The organism is Bacteroides eggerthii, assembly GCF_025146565.1.
Taxonomy (GTDB): domain Bacteria; phylum Bacteroidota; class Bacteroidia; order Bacteroidales; family Bacteroidaceae; genus Bacteroides; species Bacteroides eggerthii.
Genome location: NZ_CP102258.1, coordinates 1,037,911 through 1,061,075, shown reverse-complemented (window position 1 = coordinate 1,061,075; position 23,165 = coordinate 1,037,911). Strand labels below are relative to the sequence as shown.

Annotated in this window: 20 protein-coding genes and 2 tRNA genes; 11 read left to right on the top strand and 11 right to left on the bottom strand. The window is 44.0% G+C overall.

What is annotated here, in order from left to right; genetic code table 11:
* Nucleotides 1-474: 474 nt before the first annotated feature.
* From NQ546_RS04345 to prmC, 8 genes are all read right to left on the bottom strand, one after another.
* Nucleotides 475-558: transfer RNA gene (locus NQ546_RS04345), tRNA-Leu, on the bottom strand.
* A gap of 15 nt (nt 559-573) precedes the next feature.
* Nucleotides 574-646: transfer RNA gene (locus NQ546_RS04340), tRNA-Gly, on the bottom strand.
* Nucleotides 647-841: 195 nt separating this feature from the next.
* A complete protein-coding gene (locus NQ546_RS04335; RefSeq protein ID WP_115615956.1) occupies nt 842-2,056 on the bottom strand; it encodes an IS256 family transposase in 1,215 nt (404 codons plus the stop codon).
* A gap of 163 nt (nt 2,057-2,219) precedes the next feature.
* Nucleotides 2,220-3,560 (bottom strand): argininosuccinate lyase, encoded by a 1,341-nt coding sequence (gene argH, locus NQ546_RS04330; RefSeq protein WP_004292232.1) that lies wholly within the window; start codon nt 3,558-3,560, stop codon nt 2,220-2,222.
* A gap of 21 nt (nt 3,561-3,581) precedes the next feature.
* Nucleotides 3,582-3,992, bottom strand: a complete 411-nt coding sequence (locus NQ546_RS04325; RefSeq protein WP_004292231.1) for an SRPBCC family protein — start codon at nt 3,990-3,992, stop codon at nt 3,582-3,584.
* A gap of 96 nt (nt 3,993-4,088) precedes the next feature.
* A complete protein-coding gene (pyrE, locus tag NQ546_RS04320; protein WP_004292230.1) occupies nt 4,089-4,727 on the bottom strand; it encodes an orotate phosphoribosyltransferase in 639 nt (212 codons plus the stop codon).
* Nucleotides 4,728-4,807: 80 nt separating this feature from the next.
* Nucleotides 4,808-5,287, bottom strand: coding sequence for a regulatory protein RecX (locus NQ546_RS04315; RefSeq protein WP_004292229.1), 480 nt, complete (start codon nt 5,285-5,287; stop codon nt 4,808-4,810).
* A complete protein-coding gene (gene prmC, locus NQ546_RS04310; RefSeq protein WP_039953561.1) occupies nt 5,284-6,120 on the bottom strand; it encodes a peptide chain release factor N(5)-glutamine methyltransferase in 837 nt (278 codons plus the stop codon). Before prmC ends, NQ546_RS04315 begins: the two co-directional genes overlap by 4 nt.
* Nucleotides 6,121-6,174: 54 nt before the next feature.
* Here prmC and ribD point away from each other — a divergent pair, with 54 nt between their 5' ends.
* From ribD to NQ546_RS04255, 11 genes are all read left to right on the top strand, one after another.
* Nucleotides 6,175-7,218: a bifunctional diaminohydroxyphosphoribosylaminopyrimidine deaminase/5-amino-6-(5-phosphoribosylamino)uracil reductase RibD gene (gene ribD / locus NQ546_RS04305; protein WP_004292227.1), complete on the top strand. Its 1,044-nt coding sequence runs from the start codon at nt 6,175-6,177 to the stop codon at nt 7,216-7,218.
* Between the two features lie 137 nt (nt 7,219-7,355).
* The gene (locus NQ546_RS04300) at nt 7,356-8,693 is read left to right on the top strand and encodes a DUF6242 domain-containing protein (RefSeq protein WP_004292225.1); all 1,338 of its coding nucleotides are present in this window, start codon (nt 7,356-7,358) and stop codon (nt 8,691-8,693) included.
* Nucleotides 8,694-8,776: 83 nt separating this feature from the next.
* A complete protein-coding gene (locus tag NQ546_RS04295; RefSeq protein WP_004292224.1) occupies nt 8,777-9,511 on the top strand; it encodes an isoprenyl transferase in 735 nt (244 codons plus the stop codon).
* 51 nt (nt 9,512-9,562) lie between these two features.
* Complete coding sequence (gene bamA, locus NQ546_RS04290) at nt 9,563-12,202, top strand: outer membrane protein assembly factor BamA (RefSeq protein ID WP_004292223.1); 2,640 nt, start codon at nt 9,563-9,565, stop codon at nt 12,200-12,202.
* Between the two features lie 26 nt (nt 12,203-12,228).
* Nucleotides 12,229-12,744 carry an OmpH/Skp family outer membrane protein gene (locus NQ546_RS04285; protein WP_004293123.1) on the top strand — a complete coding sequence of 172 codons (516 nt, stop codon included), beginning with the start codon at nt 12,229-12,231 and terminating at the stop codon, nt 12,742-12,744.
* A gap of 55 nt (nt 12,745-12,799) precedes the next feature.
* Nucleotides 12,800-13,306: an OmpH/Skp family outer membrane protein gene (locus NQ546_RS04280; protein ID WP_004292221.1), complete on the top strand. Its 507-nt coding sequence runs from the start codon at nt 12,800-12,802 to the stop codon at nt 13,304-13,306.
* Between the two features lie 178 nt (nt 13,307-13,484).
* Nucleotides 13,485-14,324 (top strand): glutamate racemase, encoded by an 840-nt coding sequence (murI, locus tag NQ546_RS04275; protein ID WP_004292220.1) that lies wholly within the window; start codon nt 13,485-13,487, stop codon nt 14,322-14,324.
* Between the two features lie 80 nt (nt 14,325-14,404).
* Nucleotides 14,405-14,644, top strand: coding sequence for a DUF2007-related protein (locus tag NQ546_RS04270; protein WP_004292219.1), 240 nt, complete (start codon nt 14,405-14,407; stop codon nt 14,642-14,644).
* A gap of 28 nt (nt 14,645-14,672) precedes the next feature.
* The gene (proB, locus tag NQ546_RS04265) at nt 14,673-15,773 is read left to right on the top strand and encodes a glutamate 5-kinase (protein WP_004292218.1); all 1,101 of its coding nucleotides are present in this window, start codon (nt 14,673-14,675) and stop codon (nt 15,771-15,773) included.
* Nucleotides 15,774-16,047: 274 nt separating this feature from the next.
* Nucleotides 16,048-17,295 carry a glutamate-5-semialdehyde dehydrogenase gene (locus tag NQ546_RS04260; RefSeq protein WP_004292217.1) on the top strand — a complete coding sequence of 416 codons (1,248 nt, stop codon included), beginning with the start codon at nt 16,048-16,050 and terminating at the stop codon, nt 17,293-17,295.
* Nucleotides 17,296-17,368: 73 nt separating this feature from the next.
* Nucleotides 17,369-18,322 (top strand): Rossmann-fold NAD(P)-binding domain-containing protein, encoded by a 954-nt coding sequence (locus NQ546_RS04255; RefSeq protein ID WP_004292216.1) that lies wholly within the window; start codon nt 17,369-17,371, stop codon nt 18,320-18,322.
* Between the two features lie 122 nt (nt 18,323-18,444).
* Here the strand turns inward: NQ546_RS04255 and NQ546_RS04250 are convergent, their stop codons facing one another.
* From NQ546_RS04250 to NQ546_RS04240, 3 genes are all read right to left on the bottom strand, one after another.
* On the bottom strand, nt 18,445-20,925 hold the full coding sequence (locus NQ546_RS04250) for a DUF4962 domain-containing protein (RefSeq protein WP_039953560.1): 2,481 nt from the start codon (nt 20,923-20,925) through the stop codon (nt 18,445-18,447).
* 280 nt (nt 20,926-21,205) lie between these two features.
* Nucleotides 21,206-21,592 (bottom strand): rhodanese-like domain-containing protein, encoded by a 387-nt coding sequence (locus NQ546_RS04245; RefSeq protein WP_029429346.1) that lies wholly within the window; start codon nt 21,590-21,592, stop codon nt 21,206-21,208.
* A gap of 200 nt (nt 21,593-21,792) precedes the next feature.
* Entirely contained in the window at nt 21,793-23,136 is a 1,344-nt protein-coding gene (locus tag NQ546_RS04240) for a porin (RefSeq protein WP_004292212.1), read from the bottom strand.
* Between the last annotated feature and the right edge of the window lie 29 nt (nt 23,137-23,165).

The following is a 23,165-nucleotide window of genomic DNA, read 5'->3' as shown; positions in this document are numbered from 1 at the left end:
AACTAACCATTACCTTTGATAACATGAATAAAGAAAGAGCTCAGTCTATAAAATCCAATATCAAAGCAAAGGAAAAAGAACTGGAGCAAGTCGAAACCAATTATGCACTTTGTTCCGACACAAAGAAACAAGAAATTTGCGTAAAGGTAATGACGAGATTAGAAGCAGAAATCAGAAGTTTGCAGGTAGAATATTCAAAGGTGAACACAGAAATATTGAACCTTGATAAATTCATTGATTATGCGTTCTCAATGCGCTCTAACTTATTCAATTTATGGGAATTACAAGGATTAGAAGGAAGAAGGAGGTTACAAAAATTGGTATTTCCCGACGGGTTTATCTACGACAAAAATAACGAGCATATTGAACCTAAAACCGTCAATCAATTCTTTCTGCTAAACTACTCATTTCCAACGAATAATGAAGATAAAAAAAGAGAGACGAACAGTGAAAATCACCGTTCGTCCCTTCAAGTACTCGAAGCGGGACTTGAACCCGCACAGCCGCAATGGCCAAAGGATTTTAAGTCCTTCGTGTCTACCATTCCACCATTCGAGCATCCTTAAAAAGGAGAGCGGAAAACGAGACTCGAACTCGCGACCCTAACCTTGGCAAGGTTATGCTCTACCAACTGAGCTATTTCCGCAGTTTTTTGGAGAACGGATGCAAAGATAAACAGTTTCCCCGTTACAGCCAAACTTTTCACCGGAAAAAGTTAACAAAATAGGAAGTACGAGGAGACGTAAAATAAACTGTGTCATGCGGCGTTTTCTTCCAAGCTCATCGGTCGGGGATCGGCCAGCGCCAAGGGGGTGCACCAGCACTCCCGACGAGCGTAAAGTTACAACAATTTAAATCTGTCTCCAAACTTTATCGCTAATTGTTGTGCGATGGCCGCCCAGTTGGCTATGGGCATGGTCCATTTCTTGCGTATGTTGCGGTAAGCGAGATAAACCAACTTTTCAAGGGCGGTGTCGTTAGGGAACACGCCCTTGTTTTTTGTCACTTTCCGCACTTGGCGGTGATAGCCCTCGACTGTATTCGTGGTATAAATCATACGTCGTATATCCGACGTAAACTGGAAGTATTCAGTAAGCCTTTCCCAGTTATCCTGCCAAGACTTGATAACGATAGGGTATTTCTCACCCCATTTTTCTTCCAGATTAAAAAGTCCTGTCTCAGCGGATTCCTTATTTACCGCACCATAGACATGTTTCAGATCCCTCATGAACTCTTTTTGGTGCTTGCTGCCGACATACTTGATGGAGTTACGTACCTGATGGACAATACAGAGCTGGACAATAGTATCAGGAAACACACTTTGGATAGCGTCTGGGAAGCCTTTCAATCCGTCAACACAAGCTATGAGTATGTCACAGACACCACGGGTCTGCAAGTCTGTCAATACATTCAGCCAGAAGTTCGCGCCCTCATTCTTAGAGATATACATCCCTAACAGATCCTTATGTCCCTCGCTGTCCAGAGCCAGTACATTGTAAATCGCACGGGTTACGGCACAGCCTCTCTCGTCCATTACCTTATAATGGATGGCATCCATCCAGACTATCGGATAAACGCTGTCCAGGCTACGGGAACGCCATGCCTTTATTTCCGGAAGTACACGATCGGTGATGGCGCTAATTGTCTCAGCAGACACACGATTACCCAAGTTCTCCTCCATCCAGTCACTTATCTCACGTGTGCTGTTTCCCAAAGCATAAAGTCCGATGATACGGTCTGCAACACCTTCTGCAAGAATGGTTTCACGCTTTTTTATGAACTGGGGTTCAAAGGTGGAGTTACGGTCACGAGGGGTAGATACGGTGACTTCTCCCATCGAAGTCTGTACTTGTTTTTGCATCTTGCCATTACGACGGTTGCCACTCATGCGTTCATCCTCAGAAAGATGAGCGTCCATCTCACCTTCAAGGGCAGCATTTAATATACTCTCCAACAACGGAGCAAAAGCACCGTCCTTACCTAACAAGGGTTTACCAGACTTCAACTGTTCAAGAGCCTTGTTCTTGATACTTTCAAAATCAAATTCTTCACTCATAAAATAAACTGTGTTAGCAAAGTTAATATTTTATTCTTTTCCTTAGCTGACACAGTTCAAATTACGGACTCGAAGTACGATGTTAACTGAGCTATCATTAATAAGTTAACATACTTAATATAAGAAGTTAACATCGTACACTACAACAAGTTAACTAATAGCGCTACCTACTAAGCAGTGCCTTTTCAGCCTGTTCCATTGTTCCAAAATTAAAACCATCTACAACTTTCTGCATTAAAACAGAAATCTCATCATTGCACAGATTGCCAATACTGCCTTCGTGCGTATGATGCACTTCTTTGTCATGAGAAAACTTACCGGCTTCAATGTCCAAACCAACTTTCTTATAAGCATCGCGAAACGGCATACCTTCCCGGACCAGACTGTTCACCTCTTCCACACTGAAAATAAACAAATATTTATCATCATCAAGAATATGTTCATTCACCTTGATTTCATTCATAATATAAGTTGCCATCTGCAGGCAGTCTTTCAATTCCTGAAAAGCAGGCAGGAACACCTCCTTAATAATCTGCAAGTCCCGGAAATAACCGGAAGGCAAATTATTGGCTATCATCATTATCTGTTGAGGTAATGATTGTAATTTATTACATTTGGCACGTGTCAGTTCAAATACATCCGGATTTTTCTTATGTGGCATGATACTCGAACCGGTAGTACAGTCATCGGGCAACTTTACAAACCCAAAGTTCTGACTATTGAACAGACAAGCATCAAATGCAAGTTTGGAAAGGGTACCCGCAATAGTTGCCAAAGCGAAAGCAACATTACGCTCCATTTTACCGCGCCCCATTTGAGCATATACCACATTATAATTCAATGAATCGAAGCCTAATAACCGAGTAGTCATCGTACGGTTCAGAGGAAAGGAAGAACCGTATCCTGCAGCAGAGCCTAAAGGATTACGATTACACATCTTGAAGGCAGCCTGCAAAAATAGCATATCATCTACCAAACTCTCCGCATAAGCGCCAAACCACAGTCCGAAAGATGATGGCATTGCTATCTGTAAATGAGTGTATCCCGGCATCAACACGTCCTTATAACGCTCACTCTGCATGATAAGCACATGGAAAAGCTGCTCCACAGCCTCAGCTATTTCCTTTATCTGCGTACGGGTAAAAAGTTTCAGATCCAACAATACCTGGTCATTGCGTGACCGTCCACTGTGAATTTTCTTTCCTATATCACCCAGCTTACGAGTCAGCATCAGCTCCACCTGAGAATGGACATCTTCCACTCCCTCTTCTATCACAAACTCCCCTTTTTCAGCTGTAACATAAATATTCTTCAATTCTGCAAGCAACAAAGACAACTCATCCTTTGCCAACAAGCCGATACTTTCCAGCATCGTGATATGCGCCATGGATCCCAGCACATCATGTTTTGCCAGATAAAGGTCCATTTCCCGATCGCGTCCCACCGTAAAACGCTCTATATCCTTATTCACCTGAACGGATTTTTCCCAAAGTTTCTGAACCATGAATTTCTAGTGATTAATGAATTAATATTTGATTAGCGACAGAGTTTCTGCCATTTTCTCCAATCCTTCCTGCAAAGGTTTCTGCACCATAGTTTTCATAAACGGATTTAACTCCATTCCAATAGTAAGTTTCATTTTACATTCCGTTTCTGTAACAGGCACAATCTGTATCCACAAATTAAACGGCAAAGGAGAGCTCGTTGTTGCAAACTTGATACACTTACAAGGTTCTTTCTCTACGATCTGTAATACGATTTTCCCAACCGGTGGCACCTCTATCGATAGATTTTCCTTATCAAAGCTCAAATTCTTCACCTTGTCCTGCGGCAGACGATCCTTTACCTTATCTAAATTATTAAGGTCTGAAAGTTTCTCGTAAACAGCATTTTGCGAGGCAGGTATCACCTTCACCGCACTTTCAAATTTAGTCATAATCCTAATGGTCTTTAAAAGACAAAAAGAACTATCCGGACAGTATTTATCCGAATGGTTCTTTCGTCATAATCTTATCATTATATAAAATAAATCTTATTTTCCAGCGTCCCAATGTGCAGGATCTTTACGCCACTCATTCAACGTAGCCACATCTTCTTCTTCGATATAACCTGTACGAAGCGCAACTTCCATTACGGCTTCGTAGTTGGTCAATGTCACCAAAGGAACCTTTGCTTCTTTGAATGCCTTCTCTGCAACAGGAAACCCATAAGTGTAAGCAGCAACCATACCGATCACTTCACATCCATCACGACGAATAGCCTCAACAGCCTTCAAACTGCTTCCACCGGTAGAAATCAAATCTTCCACCACAACAACTTTCATGCCCGGACGAAGTTCACCTTCAATCAGGTTCTCCAATCCATGATCTTTCGGAGTAGAGCGCACATATACAAATGGCAGATTCAATGCATCAGCCACCAATGCCCCCTGAGGAATAGCTCCTGTAGCGACACCAGCTATTGCATCAACCTGGCCGAAACGTTCCAGAATCAGACGCGTAATTTCCAATTTCACGAAATTACGGAGAGAAGGATATGAAAGAGTTTTACGGTTATCACAGTAAAACGGAGATTTCCATCCTGATGCCCAAGTAAATGGATTAGCGGGTTGTAGTTTAATCGCTTTAATCTTCAGCAACTTCTCTGCAAACAATCTTTCTAAAGTTTTCATAGCTAAACTAACTATTATGATAAATATGCTGCAAAAATACAGAAAGCTAACGAGAATAGAAAAAAGAAAACGGATAATTTTTACTCCAGATTGTCATTTTCATCAGAAAGTGTAATACAATGGCGAATATCTTTCATTTCGAATCCTCTGCTCAGAGCAAAACGTACCAACTTGTTAGTCAATTCGAATTCATTCTCGGCATGAACGCTTTTACGTTTTGTCATCAGCAGATTATTCAAAATAGCAAGATATTCATCCTCATCAATTTCATTCAGGTACGGAAAAAAAACTCTTTGGGGAATTTTCTTTAATTGGAGTGCCTGACCTATTTTTATTTTCCCCCATTTGGCAAAGCGGTATTTATCATGAATAAAAGCGCGGCAAAAGCGCTCCTCGTCAATGTATTTTTCTTGTTCCAAACGGTTTATGATACGGTCTATGGCATCATAGGAGATCCCCCATCGCTGCAACTTCTCCGTAACTTCCGCCCGACAATGTTCCGCTGTGGAACAATAAGCAGCCAGCCGGCTTAAAGCATCTGTTTCAGTAATTTCTATCATCGTTCTGCAATTACAAATCTATCATTTCCGGAAATATCTTTTAGTATCCGTATACCGGTATATCCTTGTCCACAAAGCATCATCGCCGTAGCCTCCCCATAAGCCCGATTTATTTCAAAATAAAGCCGGCCACCGTCTACCAGCATCATCCTGCCTAATTCTCCAATTCTCCGATAAAAGAGCAATGGATCATTATTCGGAACAAATAATGCCGAAAAAGGTTCCCAGTCCAAAACATTACGCTCCATCTCTTGCTTTTCCGACTCTGTGATGTACGGTGGATTACTGACAATCACATCATAGCACTGTCCGCCATCCCCTCCCCATGCCAATACGTCCTGCTTCACAAAACAAACCGACGCCTGCAAATCATCATTATTGCGGCGAGCGATACAAAGGGCATCCTCCGAAACATCCCAGGCCGTTACTTTCGCATTCGGGAACGCTTTGGAAAGAGAGATAGCAATACAGCCACTTCCTGTTCCAATGTCAAGGATACGGGCATCAGACGAGATTTCCCTTAGCATTACCTCCACCAATTCTTCCGTTTCCGGGCGGGGAATCAACACTCCCGGAGCGACATGGTAGGAGCGTTCCAAAAAACGGGCAGTTCCCTGTATATACTGTATCGGTTCAAAATTAAGCAAACGGGCAAGAATGCCATTTAATTTCTGCATCTCTTTTGAAGATAAAATTATATCTTTGCCCAAATAATAATCAATCGTGGTCTGTCCCAGCATTTCACAACAGACAATGCGGGATAAGTTGGCAGCTTCTTGCACAGAGTAACTCTCCTGCAAAGCACGACGAATATAAGAGACGGAAACATTCATAACATTCGGCATTCAAGCTGCAAAAATAGTAGAACTTTAAGAGTAATACAAAGTATGGAAGAAGAAAAATATATGCGCCGTTGTATTCAGTTAGCCCAAAACGGTTTATGCAACACTGCTCCCAATCCAATGGTAGGCGCAGTAATTGTGTGCGACGGGAAAATTATAGGCGAAGGCTATCATATACGTTGTGGTGAAGCGCATGCCGAAGTTAACGCGATTCGCTCTGTAAAAGAGCCCTCTTTACTGAAACGCTCCACCATTTATGTCAGTCTGGAGCCTTGCGCCCACTATGGTAAGACACCGCCTTGCGCCGATCTGATTATCGAGAAACAAATCCCCCGTATTGTAATCGGCTGCCAAGATCCCTTTGCAAAAGTAGCAGGACGAGGTATTCAAAAATTGAAAGATGCAGGACGTGAAGTCATCGTCGGAGTACTGGAAGAAGATTGCAAAAACTTAATCCGGCGTTTTGTCACATTCCACTCTTTGCACCGGCCCTACATCACGTTGAAATGGGCTGAGTCTGCCGATAAGCACATTGACAAATGCCGAAAGGACGGAAAACCGGTTATTCTATCCACTCCTCTGACCTCCATGCTTGTACACAAAAGACGGGCAGAACATAGCACGATCATGGTGGGCACACACACAGCAGAGTTGGACAATCCCAGTCTGACAGTACGCAACTGGCAAGGTCAATCTCCCGTACGGATTGTTATAGACAGGCAGCAACGCCTCTCACCTTCCTTACATCTGTTCGATGACAGTATCCGCACACTTGTTTTTACGGGACAGCCGCATGCAGCATTCCCTAACACTGAATACATCGTTATTGACTTTCAACAAAATATATTGCCCCAAATCATGCAACATCTGTATGCGCAAGGACTGCAATCATTACTCGTAGAAGGAGGAAGCTACTTATTACAATCTTTCATTAATGCAGAGCTATGGGACGAGATTTTTGTGGAAGAAAGCCCTCTAAAATTATTCTCCGGTGTTAAAGCACCTGAAATAGGCAATAAAATACCTTATGTCAATGAACAATATTTCGGAAGAAATTTTCGGCATTACATCGCCACAAGATTAGGCTAACAGCCTTATTCGAGGGCTTTTTAATCGAGAAAAACAGCCATATTATCTATAATTTTATATAAAACTTGCCGATAAAGCTGTTTATAGAAAAAAATGTTCCTATTTTTGCAACTTGTAAATAAACACTATCTTTTAAAATGAGAATAAAGTTTTTAGCAATAATTGCAAGTTTCATTTTTGTATCAATCGCAATAAGTTCGTGCCTTGACTCTGATGATAATACAATCGAATTAAGTTCTGACGCGACGGTACATGCATTTGCCCTTGACACGATATATGGCAAGCATTATAAATTCACAATAGACCAACTGCACAGAGAGATTTACAACCAAGACTCATTGCCTGTTGGAGCAGATACTATTATTGATCGCATATTAATTGACACTTTCCTCGTAAGCGGTTGGATAACTGCCGGACTTAATGACACTATATTTGTTCAAACCGACTCGGTAGACTTGACTGGAGCAGTCAACAACAACGATGGCATGAAATTTAAGGTGCATGCGCCGGACCTCAGCACAGTTCGAGAGTATACCCTCAAAATCAGGAAACATAAACAGGATCCAGACTCTTTAGTTTGGGATCGTATGGCATCTGCCCTCCCTGGAATACCTTCTGTAAAAGGACAAAAAGCAATATTGTTCAATAACGACTTATGGGTATTTACACAAAATGCTGCTTATAAGACTTCTACAAAGCCAAGTGAATACGGATGGGAAACAGCTGATGCCTATATAGATTTTCCGACTGATGCCAAGCTGGCAACACTTGTCAACGTGAAATATGAAGAAGGAGCTACAAGCACCACATCCCGAGAGCAACTCTACATTGTTACAGAAAACAAGCAAGTCTTTACCTCACAAGACGGCATTCAATGGGAGATCGTACCTAAATTAGGAAGTGATGTTCAGGCATTAGTGGCAGGTTTTCCGAATACGCTTACCGTTATTACCGATAACGGAGTTTACTCTACCAGCGACAATGGAGAAAGCCAAAACAGCGGTCAATTTGACGATACAAATTATCATCCGACAGCCAATATCTACTCCGCCAACTTTGAAACAAACTATCAGCTGCAGACTATAATGGTAGGTACTACCTCAAACAGCGACCTATCACAAACGGTTCCCTGGGTCTCTAACGATGGCAGGAATTGGTTCCCACTTGATAATACGGCATATGATGCATTCTGCCCGGCATTGAAAAATCCGGTTGTGATGAATTACGGAAATATATTCTATATATTCGGAAGTGAAGACGTCAACAGACTAAATGTTATCTACTCCTCAGTAGACGGCATATCTTGGCGTAAAACAGAAAAGAAGTTCTTATTGGACAAAGATATGGCAGGCATAACCGCCCCTTACTCCATTGTTGTTGACAGTCCTTATATATGGGTAATATTTGGTGGCGACGGAAAGACAAATGCTGTTTGGCGCGGACATCTTAATAAGCTGATGCCGGCTATACCATAAACCTATTATGTTATTGTTGTCTTTATTATATAAGGTATAAGACGAATAATAGTAACCAAGACAAGAGATGTAAGTATAGAAAGATGCTGAATACAGAAGAACTTGATTTAAGCCGAATTCCACAGCACGTGGCAATCATCATGGACGGCAACGGGCGTTGGGCAAAACTGCGTGGACAAGAACGCAGTTACGGACACCAAGCCGGTGCTGAGACTGTGCATATCATTGCAGAAGAAGCGTCAAAATTAGGCATCAAATATCTGACTTTATATACGTTCTCCACCGAAAATTGGAATCGTCCTTCTAACGAAGTCGCCGCACTGATGGCACTTCTTTTCGACTCTATCGAGGAAGAAACATTCATGAAGAATAATATCAGTTTCCGAATTATAGGAGACTTAACCAAGCTACCCGACAATGTACGGGAACGTTTGGAAACCTGTGTGGCACATACCGCAAATAATACGGGAATGTCCTTAGTGCTGGCAATCAGCTACTCATCTCATTGGGAGATAACAGAAGCGGCCCGCCAGATTGCAATCTTAGTGCAAAAAGGCGAATTAGCTCCCGACCGGATTGATAGCCACCTGTTCTCCCAGCACCTTACCACCAACTTTATGCCCGATCCGGATCTATTGATACGTACGGGTGGAGAAGTTCGCCTAAGTAACTACCTGCTTTGGCAATGTGCTTACTCGGAACTTTATTTCTGCGACACCTATTGGCCGGACTTTCGTGAAGAGGCACTTCACAAAGCCATTTACGACTATCAGAAGCGTGAGCGCAGGTTCGGAAAAACCAGTGAACAAATCAGTTGACCGAACAAACACAAATAGTAAATAGTAAATTGTAAAATAGTAAATAAAAAGATGTACTATCGTATTTTCTCCATACTCGTAACAATTATCTGCCTCTTTAGCTGTGTACTGACCAGCGCGGCACAGAACACAAGCAATACTGATGGGGCCGAAAAGCCGGTTATCCTTTATTCGGGGACACCCAAAAAGTATGAAATAGCAGATATAAAGGTAGTAGGAGCCAAGAATTATGAAGATTATGTAATCATTGGTTTATCCGGATTATCCAAAGGCCAAACGATTACCGTACCCGGTGATGAAATAACGCAAGCATGTAAACGCTATTGGCGACATGGCCTTTTTTCGGATGTACAAATTACGGCAGACAAGATTGAAGGCGATCAGATTTGGCTCACAATCCACTTGACCATGCGTCCCCGCGTGTCCGACATCCGCTATCATGGCGTGAAGAAATCAGAGCGTGAAGACTTAGAGGCCAGAGTAGGACTGATAAAAGGAAACCAAGTAACTCCTAACTTAATAGATCGTGCCAAAACACTGATCAAACGTTATTTTGATGATAAGGGGTTCAAAAATGCCGATGTGATCATTACCCAAAAAGATGATCCCAATAATGCCAATCAAGTCTTGGTCGATATTAACATCGACAAGAAAGAGAAAGTAAAAGTACATAAAATCACGATTACCGGTAACCAAGCCATCACCACCAAGAAACTGAAACGTGTGATGAAGAAAACCAACGAGAAGGGCAAACTTCTCAACCTCTTCCGTACAAAGAAATTCGTGGAGGAGAACTATGAAGCCGATAAACAGCTCATTATAGACAAATATAACGAACTAGGTTATCGTGATGCCATGATTGTGACAGACAGCATCAAGCCCTATGATGAACGTACGGTAGATATTTCAATGGAAATTGAAGAAGGCCAGAAATACTATTTGCGTAATGTAACGTGGGTTGGTAACACCCTTTATCCTTCCGAACAGTTAAACTTCTTGTTGCGCATGAAGAAAGGAGATGTCTACAACCAGAAACTGCTGGAAGAGCGCACCAGTACGGACGAAGATGCAATCGGCAACCTTTATTACAATAATGGTTATCTGTTCTATTCGCTCGACCCGGTGGAAGTAAACATCGTAGGTGACTCCATTGATTTGGAAATGCGTATTTTTGAAGGTCGGCAGGCTACTATCAACAAAATCAGCATCAATGGTAACGACCGTTTATATGAAAATGTAGTCCGTCGTGAGTTACGCACCCGCCCGGGTCAATTATTCAGTCGTGAGGACTTGATGCGTTCCATGCGTGAAATCCAGCAAATGGGACACTTCGACCCCGAACAAATCCAACCGGACATTCAACCCAAACCGGAGGACGGCACAGTAGACATCGGCTATGACCTCATTTCCAAAGCAAACGACCAAGTAGAATTCTCTGCCGGTTGGGGGCAAACAGGTATTATCGGTAAACTGAGCCTGAAGTTCACAAACTTCTCTGTTGCCAACCTCTTGCATCCGGGAGAAAATTATCGTGGTATCCTGCCACAAGGCGACGGACAGACATTGACAATCAGCGGACAGACCAATGCCAAATATTACCAATCATACAGCGTATCATTCTATGATCCCTGGTTTGGTGGCAAACGTCCGAATGCTTTCTCCGTATCTGCATTCTACTCCCGTCAGACAGACATTAGTAGCCGCTACTACAATGACGCATACATGAATAGCTATTACAACAGCTATTATAGCGGCATGTACGGTTATGGCATGTATAACTATGGTAACTACAACAATTACGAGAACTATTACGATCCTGACAAATCCATTCAGATGTGGGGATTGGCAGTAATGTTCGGTAAACGTCTGAAATGGCCGGATGACTACTTCCAATTTACAGCAGAATTGTCTTATCAGCGTTATATCCTGAGCGACTGGCAGTATTTCCCTGTCACCAACGGTAAATGTAATAACTTGAGTATAAACCTCACGTTATCACGTAGTTCTATCGACAATCCTATTTATCCGCGTCAAGGTTCGGAGTTCTCGCTATCGGCACAACTGACGCCGCCCTACTCTTTGTTTGACGGTACGGATTACAGCAAGTACAGTACCAGCAATCAGGACGACATGAACAAGATGCATAAGTGGATAGAATACCACAAGTGGAAATTCAAATCCAAAATATACATCCCGTTAATGGACCCGATAGCAGTAAAACGCACTCCGGTATTGATGGGACGTGTAGAGTTCGGTTTGTTAGGGCACTACAACAAATATAAGAAATCTCCGTTTGAAACCTTTGACGTGGGTGGAGACGGTATGACAGGATATTCCAGCTACGCAACCGAAAGTGTTGCCTTGCGTGGATATGAAAACAGCTCTCTTACTCCTTATGGATACGAAGGCTATGCATACACCCGTCTCGGCCTGGAATTAAGATATCCGCTGATGCTGGAAACAAGTACCAGTATCTATGCGTTGACTTTTGTTGAAGCCGGTAATGCTTGGCAAGACGTAAACAAGTTCAACCCGTTTGATTTGAAACGTTCTGCCGGTGTCGGTGTCCGCATCTTCCTTCCTATGATTGGTATGATGGGTATTGACTGGGCTTACGGTTTCGACAAAGTATTCGGAAGAAGTGATTACGGCGGCAGCCAGTTCCACTTCATCTTAGGACAAGAGTTCTAATTTTGTTTAACTAAAACCAGAACGTTATGAGAAAGAGTTTATTAAGCATGTTTCTGCTGTTTGCCATAGGCATGACAGCCAATGCACAGAAGTTTGCCCTGATTGACATGGAGTACATCCTGAAGAATATCCCTGCCTACCAAAGTGCAACTGAAGAATTGGATCAAGCTAGCAGGCAATGGCAAAGTGAGGTTGAAAAGCTGGGCAAAGAAGCCAAAGGTTTGTATGATAGCTATCAGGCATCTATTAAGACCCTTTCCGACGCACAGAAGTCAAAGAAAGAAGAAGAGATTGTTGCCAAAGAAAAATCAGCAGCGGAATTACGCCGTAAATACTTCGGTCCCGAAGGCGAACTCATCAAAAAGCGCGAAGCCTTAATGCAGCCCATTCAAGATGAAATCTACGAAGCGGTAAAGGCTATCTCCACACAAAAAGGCTACGCCGTAGTGGTGGACCGCGCATCCGCATCAAGCATAATTTTCGCTTCTCCAAGTATCGATATAAGCAATGAAGTGCTTGCAAAATTAGGATATTCAAATTAATTTCATACATTTGCATCCCATATAACGAATAATAATCAAAATAAATATAAATATTATGCTTAAAAAAATCGCACTGCTCGTAGTTATGTTTGCCCTCCCTCTGGGAGCCATGGCGCAAACTAAATTCGCTCACATGAACTCCCAAGAAGTTATCATCACCATGCCGGAATACACAAAAGCTCAAGCCGACCTGGATGCTATGTCTAAAGAGTACCAAACAGAAATGCAACGCACTCAGGAAGAGTTCAATAAAAAGTATCAAGAATTCTTAGCACAAGCTGACTCACTGCCCAAAAACATCGCAGAAAGACGTCAGAAAGAATTGCAGGACATGGCACAACGCCAGGAACAGTTCCAGCAAGAAGCCTATCAGTCCATGCAAAAAGCACAGCAAGATGCTATGACACCTATCTATAAGAAACTGGACGAAGCTATCCAAGCGGTAGGTAAAGCTGAAGGTGTTGTATATATATTCGACTTGGCCCGTACTCCGATACCCTATGTAGGAACGCAGAGCATAGATGTTACCGCCAAAGTAAAAACGCAACTCGGCATCAAATAACAAACATCGGTAAACCGTATACCTCTAAATGAGGCAATCACAGAAAAAAGCCAGACTGTTGGACAGTCTGGCTTTTTTACATTCCGGCATCTTTTACAAAATTATGCACAATCCACACTCTATCCCCGTAAATTACATTATCTTTGCTGCACACTACACTTAGCGCCAGAAAGATTGTATGAAACAGAAACTCCCCTCCAGCCCCGGCCCCATCGGCGTATTCGATTCCGGATACGGCGGTCTCACGATCTTGAGCAAGATACGGGAAATACTACCAGAATACGATTATATCTATTTGGGAGACAATGCCCGCGCTCCTTACGGCACACGCTCGTTTGAAGTTGTTTACGCTTTCACATTGCAAGCTGTTACCCGACTGTTCGAAATGGGATGCCACCTTGTAATCCTTGCTTGCAATACTGCATCCGCCAAGGCTCTGCGCAGCATACAGATAAACGACCTGCCGCACCTCGACTCCGCACGCCGCGTGTTGGGCGTTATCCGCCCCACTGTGGAATGTATCGGCAATATCACTCGCAGCCGCCACGTCGGAGTGCTCGCCACAAGCGGCACTATCAAATCCGAATCCTATCCGCTTGAGATCCGCAAACTTTTCCCCGATATCAAAGTCAGCGGAGAAGCCTGTCCATTATGGGTATCACTCGTAGAAAACAACGAAGCGCTGGGTGACGGAACGGATTATTTCATCCGCAAATACATAAATGAACTTCTTGCCAAAGACCGGGAAATAGACACCGCAATTCTAGGCTGCACCCACTACCCGATACTCCTGCCTAAGATACAACAGTATATGCCGGCCGGCATCACCATCGTATCACAAGGACAATTAGTAGCGGACAGCTTGAAGGACTATCTCCACCGCCACCCCGAAATAGATATCAAATGTACGCGAGGCGGCAAATGCACCTATTACACCACAGAGGCGGAAGAAAAATTCATCGAGTCGGCATCTATCTTCCTGAACGAAGCAATAACGGTACGCCGCATCGAGTTATAGCTACAAATTACAGGATATTAAACATTAAGTCAAAAAAACTTGTTATATTTGTGAAACAAGAACTCTAAATTCATACCATTATGAAAGAAGAAGATAAAAGCAAGCTCATCGAAGTGTTCAAAGGATCACTTTGGGAAGCCCAACTTGTAAAAAGCCTGTTAGGGAACAATGACATTGAGTCAACCTTGAAAGACGGAATGGTAGTAAACGTTGTCCTACCCGATACAGCAATAGATGTAGCTGTACTCGTAAATGAAGCAAACTACGAAACAGCCATGGAGGTTGTTCGTGCATACGAAAAAAAGGAAGAGGGAGATTAAACTCCCTACATAGGGAAAGAACACAAATATGGAGCAACAACTAACGAGAATTGCTGTCAAGATAGGCAGCAATGTATTGACACGTCGTGACGGCACATTGGACGTAACGCGTATGTCCGCCCTTGTAGACCAAATAGCCGGGCTGCACAAAGCAGGTGTGGAAATCATCCTTGTTTCTTCCGGTGCCGTAGCATCCGGCCGGAGCGAGATACACCCTACGAAAAAGCTGGACAGCGTAGACCAACGCCAGCTGTTTTCAGCCGTAGGGCAGGCTAAACTTATCAACCGCTACTACGAATTATTCCGCGAGCATGGCATCCCCGTAGGGCAAGTACTCACCATGAAAGAGAATTTCGGTACCCGCCGCCACTACCTCAACCAAAAGAACTGCATGACCGTCATGTTGGAAAACGGAGTAATTCCCATTGTCAACGAGAACGACACAATCTCCGTCAGCGAACTGATGTTCACCGATAACGACGAACTCTCCGGACTGATAGCCTCCATGATGGATGTCCAAGCCCTGATTATCCTAAGCAACATAGACGGCATCTATAACGGATCGCCTGCCGACCCTGCATCGGAAGTCATCCGCGAGATAGAACATGGAAAAGACCTCTCCTCTTACATACAGACCTCTAAATCCAGTTTCGGACGTGGCGGCATGCTCACCAAGACCAACATCGCCCGTAAAGTGGCCGATGAGGGCATCACCGTCATCATTGCCAACGGCAAGCGAGACAATATACTTACAGACATCCTGAGAAATGAGGAATTAAGAATGAAGAACGAGGAATTGAAATACACCCGTTTCATCCCCTCTCCCGAACCCGTATCCAGCGTCAAGAAATGGATAGCCCACAGCGAAGGTTTCGCCAAAGGCGAACTGCACATCAACGAATGCGCCACCAAGATATTGGCTTCCGACAAGGCAGTCAGCATCCTCCCCATAGGCATCACCGATGTACGGGGCGGATTTGAAAAAGACGACATTGTGCGCATCATTGACCATACAGGAAATGCAGTGGGTGTGGGCAAAGCCAATTGCAACTCCGAACAAGCGCGTGAAGCCATGGGGAAACATGGCAAGAAACCCGTAGTGCACTACGACTATCTCTATATAGAATAAGCCGAAAGAAAGCGACACGCTTTGGCACCTGCATCCTTCCGGGAGGCATTTCATATACCAACCTGTGATATTCCGCGTACCAACCGTTGGTACAACATATACCAACCATTGGTACCAGATGTACCAACCTTTGGTATTTCATGTACCAGCCTTTGGTACAGGATGTACCAAAGTGCGGTAGTAAATTGGTACACTTATGCCTGTCTTTTAATGCACTACTTATTAATATTATCACTACATTTGCGAAAGAAACAATTATAAACTTCAAAGAAAAATGAATTTAAGCAAAACTTTTGCCGCCGTACAGTATGCCAGTCGCAAACTATTGGCGCTGAACGACGAAAAGATCAACCAGATACTGCTGGCAGTTGCAGATGCAGCCGAGGAGAGAACCGATTTTATCCTTGCCGAAAACCGGAAAGACTTGAACCGCATGGATACTTCCAATCCGAAGTACGACCGCCTGATGCTCACACCCGAGCGTCTGAAAGGAATCGCAACCGATATCCGTAAAGTAGCCAAGTTACCCTCACCGGTAGGACGCGTACAAAAACAGGGAGTAATGCCCAACGGATTGAAAATAAAGCGGGTGAGCGTCCCCTTCGGAGTAATCGGCATCATCTACGAAGCACGTCCCAACGTTAGTTTCGACGTGTTCTCGCTCTGCCTGAAAAGCGGCAACGCCTGCATATTGAAAGGCGGAAGCGATGCCGACTGTTCCAACCGCGCCATTATCAGTGTGATACATGATGTGCTGAAACAGTTTGAAACAGACCTGCACATCGTGGAACTGCTCCCTTCCGACCGCGAAGCCACCACCGAATTGCTCCATGCCAACGGTTATGTAGATCTAATCATTCCGCGCGGCAGCAGCAACCTCATCAACTTTGTCCGCCAGAATGCCACCATTCCGGTGATAGAAACCGGCGCCGGCATCTGCCATACATTCTTTGACCGTTACGGAGATGTAGAGATGGGGGCTGCCATTATCAACAACGCCAAGACCCGTCGCGTCAGTGTATGCAATGCATTGGACTGCCTACTCGTAGACGCCGACCGCATGAAAGACCTGCCCGCCCTCTGTGCACCGTTGCAGGAAAACAACGTAATTATCTATGCAGATACGTTTGCATACGCCTCTCTACAAGGACACTATCCGGCCCAATTGCTGAAAGAAGCTACGGAAGAAGACTTCGGTACGGAATTCTTAGACTATAAAATGGCAGTGAAAGTCGTTGAAGGTATAGATAGCGCCATAGCGCACATACAGCAATATGGCTCCAAGCACAGTGAATGTATCGTGACCGAAGACAAAGGCCATGCCGACTGGTTCTGCCGCGAAGTGGATGCGGCCTGCGTCTACGTCAATGCCCCGACTTCCTTTACAGACGGCGCACAGTTCGGATTGGGTGCGGAGATTGGCATCAGCACACAAAAGCTACATGCACGCGGACCAATGGCTTTAGAAGAAATTACCACATATAAATGGATAATTGAAGGAGAAGGACAGATAAGAAATTAGTGATTAATGGTTAACTAATCACTAACCACTAACCGCTAATCGCTAATCATTAACCACTAATCATTAGAAAAGTATGAAGAAGTTTACTTGCGTGCAGGACATCGGTAACCTGAGAACTGCACTTGACGAAGCATTCGAAATCAAAAAAGACCGTTTCAAATATGTAGAGCTGGGACGTAACAAGACATTGATGATGATATTCTTCAACTCAAGTCTGCGCACCCGTCTCAGCACTCAAAAAGCCGCCCTCAATTTGGGCATGAATGTCATTGTATTGGACATCAATCAAGGAGCCTGGAAACTGGAAACAGAGCGCGGCGTCATCATGGACGGTGACAAACCGGAACATCTGCTGGAGGCCATTCCCGTAATGGGTTGTTACTGCGATATTATCGGAGTGCGTTCCTTTGCCCGTTTTGAAAACCGCGAATACGATTACAACGAAGTGATACTGAATCAGTTCATAAAGCACTCCGGCCGTCCGGTATTCTCTATGGAAGCTGCCACACGCCATCCGCTGCAAAGCTTTGCAGACCTCATCACAATTGAGGAATACAAGAAAACGGCGCGTCCCAAAGTCGTAATGACATGGGCTCCGCACCCGCGCCCGTTGCCGCAGGCTGTTCCCAACTCTTTTGCCGAGTGGATGAATGCGACGGACTACGAATTCGTCATTACCCACCCCGAAGGTTATGAGCTCGATCCTAAGTTTGTGGGTAATGCCCGCGTGGAATACGACCAGATGAAGGCTTTTGAAGGTGCAGACTTTGTATATGCCAAGAACTGGGCTGCCTACACCGGTGACAACTACGGACAAATCCTGAGCAAAGACCGCGACTGGACCGTAAGCGACCGCCAAATGGCAGTAACCAACAATGCCTATTTCATGCACTGCCTGCCGGTACGCCGCAATATGATTGTAACGGATGATGTGATTGAAAGTCCGCAATCTATCGTAATACCGGAAGCTGCCAACCGGGAGATTTCTGCAACAGTGGTACTGAAACGTCTGATAGAAAGCTTATAAAGACGCACTCATATATGGTATAAAACCTTATTATGCCTTATATTTCATGGGGTTGTATCAAAATGAGATTCAACTGAATTTCATTTTGATACAACCCCATGAAGTAACAAGCCACAAGAGATTTACCACTTTCCCATCGTTTGCACTCTTTGGTCGCCCATTTCCTGAACCGTCCATTCCCCGTTGACACAGTCGAACAAAACAGAAGCATCTTTCTCTTTACATGAATAGAGTTCTCCGTTTATTTCCGGTTTCTTATCCCCATAGCTGAACACAGCATTGTTCCGGCTGTTACGGATATACAATCTGCCCGGACGTTTAGCATTCAATTCGGCTTCAATAACCCATTCGCCGCATCGGAAAGTATTGCCCTCTCTCATTATCTGCACAGCCTGCCTGCCATCGGCTTCAACCTGAATAATGGTAAGTATACGATTATTCCTGCTCGGCCCGAAACTTGCAGTAAGTGACCAGGGATCGGTAAAGTCCTCACCACGCTGGGCATCAGCATGATTCGGAGGAGCAGCATATTTATCAGTTTGGGTGATAGCAGCTTCCTGTTCACAAAACAATTGGACAACGGAACTAAACCCCTTCTCTTTGTTCACTGTCGTGAGTATGGATGCGGCAGGATTTATATCAAATTTCACAGGACTATGCAGCAACCAGTCCCAACGCACTTTCTCATTTGCCTCCAGTTCGTCATAAATAACGACTTTATTGGGGTGCAACAGGAAAATGTGTCTACGGTACTTCTTCAAAGGAGTCTCACCGAAACCGTTTTCGGGCGTTTGTGTCAGATGATACTTCTCAAAACTTCTTTTCCACAAACGGATATTACTGATGCCACAATATGCTGTTGAAGCGTCCCCCAAAGCATAAGAGATGTTATCCCCATTGAACATACGCACAATGTATCCATAGGCATCGGGTGTAAAAGGCTGACCGATACCGTTTATAAGCATGGTGTTATGGGCACGTGTATTGCGATAGGACAGCAGATTATGCGGATCACAGAAGTTCATATAATGCCCCACTGCATGGAAAACCGCTTCCCCACCATAATGCAGATTGAAAGCATTCTGATTGGAATGGGTATGATTGCCCGAACCGAAAGGACTGGAACGAAAACTCAGGCTGATATTCTTTTTCAAATCCCCCAAATTACTGTTGGCTATCATTTCGCCACAGTCCCTAAACCATACAGCTTTCGGTGCATCCGCCGGAAGTTCACAATTGGCCGGGCGCTGCTTGGCGGATGCGAGACGGTAGAGACGGGTTTCAAACTCGGTATCATAGCGGTTGTTGACAGCAGAATACCAGGCTGCATACGGGTCACCGGTAGTACGGGCCAGGAAATCGGCAAAAGCGCTCCGGATGCGTAAAGGTTTACCATTTCTTTTTTCATGTCCGTCGCCAAAACCTGCACTCAAAGAGCCGGGCAGCCAAGTATATGCCACCCCTATTCCCCCATTCTTATACCAAGGATGCTGCAGAAAGTCAGTCCCTGTGAGATAACCGAACAAAGTGGGAAGATAGCACAAGCTGACTGCATTTGCGCTGAAATAGTTGGCTCCATTGTGCCATGCGCCGTCACGATTAAAACCTGTGCCCGGTCCTCGCGTATTCCAAAGTTCATAGTAATACTCCAAATATTCTTTTGCAGCAGGATATTTGTCATACAGCACCAATGAAACTTGCAGGAAACGGCGTATTTCAAACTGCCAGATATGTTCATCGAAAAACATATTCTCCTCACGCCCTAAGAGCCGGCCGTTATAATAAAAGCCAAGAACCCCCATTATAATCTTTTCTATCTGCTTATGCTCTTGCTCCGTAAAGCGCTCATAAAAATTCTCATAAGTAGCTGCCAGCAGATAGACCAGCTCTCCTGCCTTGAAATCATTGTCGATAAAGTCCTTAGCCGGTTCTTGCTTAAGAAGGCAACGTACATTCGCCATCATCTTATCTGCATAAACGTCATACTGCAACATTTGATAGGCAGTATTCAGCTTATCAAAATTCTCAGACATGGCAAAGACATGTTTATAAGGCTGCGTATCGGTACTGAAATCCATAGCAAGCGCAGTACGTGCATCATCAACCATCACTTCAAACTCCGGATGAGTACGCACCTTCTTCCGGGCATCCGCCAAGTGCCCGTTCAAAAAGCAATAAATACGCGGATAGTCCTTAGGAAGGTTCTTCAAAAGTACCTCAAACGGAGGTGTTGCAAACTGCGGAGTAGTCTCTTCTACTGTAAAACTATACGTCTCACTCCAAGGCATTTCTTCACCGGCCTTGCTGACCGAACGGAAACGCCAGTACCACACACCTGTATTCAGTACCTTATGGGCATTGAACATGCACCAGGGTACAGGTTTGGAGAGAATATCGTTGCTTCCTTTGAAGTTCTTATCTTGCGAGAGGTTAAACTGCAAATAATCCGACTGCTTCATGCTCAACGGCACCAATAAAGGAGCCGGGTTCAAATATATGATATTATCCTTTTGCGGATAAGGCGATTGTCTCAACGGGTTATTGGCATGCACAGACATCAGTCCCATGCATAATATCCCAATTACAGCAAATATAATCTTCATTTTATCAGGGCATTTAATTAATATACAATTAATACTTATTTTCATGGTACACAATTTAATGTAATTCTTTGTTTTCATTTAGAATTATTTGGGTGAACAAATGTAGTCAGTTATAAAACAAAGAGCCATTAATATCGTCCATCAATATTGGTAATAAGTATTTTTTGATATTGTTTTTGTCCTGCCGGATTATAATATTGTCCAAAGAAAAAACAACGCTTCAATCGATACCCATAACGGCTAAGCATCCGGTATCGAGAGTATCAAAACAAGGAACAGCCTATTTCTCTGTTTCCTTCCCTGCTTGTTTCCAGCCGGTGAACCCCTTATCGAGTTCATAAACCGTATATCCCTTTTTGCTCAGGATAGCCGCAGCCTTCTTGCTGCGTTTTCCGCTACGGCAATAAAGAGCTACCGGTGCGTCTTTCCGGAGTGTGGAATCCGCCACAACAGCAAACTGCTCATCCAGCACATTGATATTGATACTGCCGGGGATGTGCTCTTCCGAATACTCGGCAACCGTACGCACATCCAATCGCTGAATTTCGGGATCAGCAATCAATGTCGCAAACTCATCTGCCGAAACAGATGTAAAACCTTCTCCCTTCTGCTGGCAAGAAACGAGGGTGGCAAAAAACAGACAAATGCCTGCAAGAAATGCTTTCATAAGTTTACTCTTTTTAATCAGAATTGAAAATGCAATCAAAGTTATGACTTTTTCGTTTTTAGTACCAAATATCTCGGGAAATATCTGTGCTGCCTCCACTATACAACAAAAAGAGGATACCACTGTGGCAGTATCCCCTTTTCTTTTGTTACCTCTGCTGCAGAGGCTCACTAACCATTATTATAAACAAATGCACACAATTAGAATTGGAACATCAGACGTGCCTGAAGCACATGGAAGTTCTTATCGTACTGGAACTTATCGCGATCAAGACGATTGTAAGTATAGCTCAACATTACTTGGGCGAACTTGTTGAAAGAGTAGTTTACGCCTAAAGTTGCCGAGTGCATATTACCGCCGCCAATGCTCAATGAAGTGGCGGGATAGTCTGCCAATACACCGTTAGGATAATATTGATCGCGGCCGGGAACATATTTCTCACCCTCAACGAGATCGTTCAAGCCTGTATAACTATAACGAGCCACCACCTCAAGCGCTCTACCGTTCAACCCCTTCAACAAAGCATCGGAATTGCTGTATTGATACGGATCGCCGAAGATCTTATAACCGGCTTCAATATAAGCCCCATGGAAAGAATTGTCACCAAGCGGATTACCTTTCTGCCATGACTCAAGCGAGCCCCAAGAGTCAATAGACCCCAGATTAGCTTCGAACAAAGCCTGGTCATCACGTTTTTTCGTCACATGTTTGTACATGTATTCGCCGCGGGCAAAAAAGTCATCTGTCTTATACAAGAACTCAGCACCCACATCATACACATTTTTTGCCCATGGCAACTTGGCCGATAAGAAATCCTGAGTAGCGTCTACGTAAGTTTCCAATGAAGATCCCATATCCAGTTCGGTTTTCAGGACATTGTTCTCTACTGTGCCGGTAGCAATATTAGCATAACGGAAAGCAGCTCCTAAGTGGAATGTCCTGTCATCATTATTGATAGGACGCCATACCCAACGGCCACCCAATGACATGCCCTGATAGCCTGACGGCTGATCGTTGTATTTGTTTTCGGCAAATACACCCTGATTTGCAAAGAAATGGTCATTATAGAAAATATAGCTCAGACCCAACTCACGAGAAGGCGAAAAAGCATTGGCTGCGGCCGAACGGGAGATAAAGTGCAGGCTTCCGCGGCTGGTATTATTTGCCATTGAAACCGGATTGTTGTAATAACCGGCTTTAAAGCGGTGAGTACCTTTTGCACCTTCCAGCGAGTATTGCAGGAAAATATTCTTCTGTGAGAATTTACCTTTGGAGAAGTCAAAATCTGCATAGAAGTACCAGTCTTCATAACTCATTGAAGTACGGATACGCGCATCAGTAATGGCTGCTCCCGATTTTACCGGAGTGAAGTCCGAATGATAGTATGCACCGTCCATCATGAAACGAGCACCAATCGTAAAGTTCAAGTTTTCCTTACTGTTGCTAACATTAACAACCGGATTATTATCAAAGTCCTGAGCTTGGATTACCGATCCTGACAGTGACAATGCAGCCAATACCGGCATTAAAATATATTTTTTCATATAATATAATCTGTATTAGTGTTAATAAA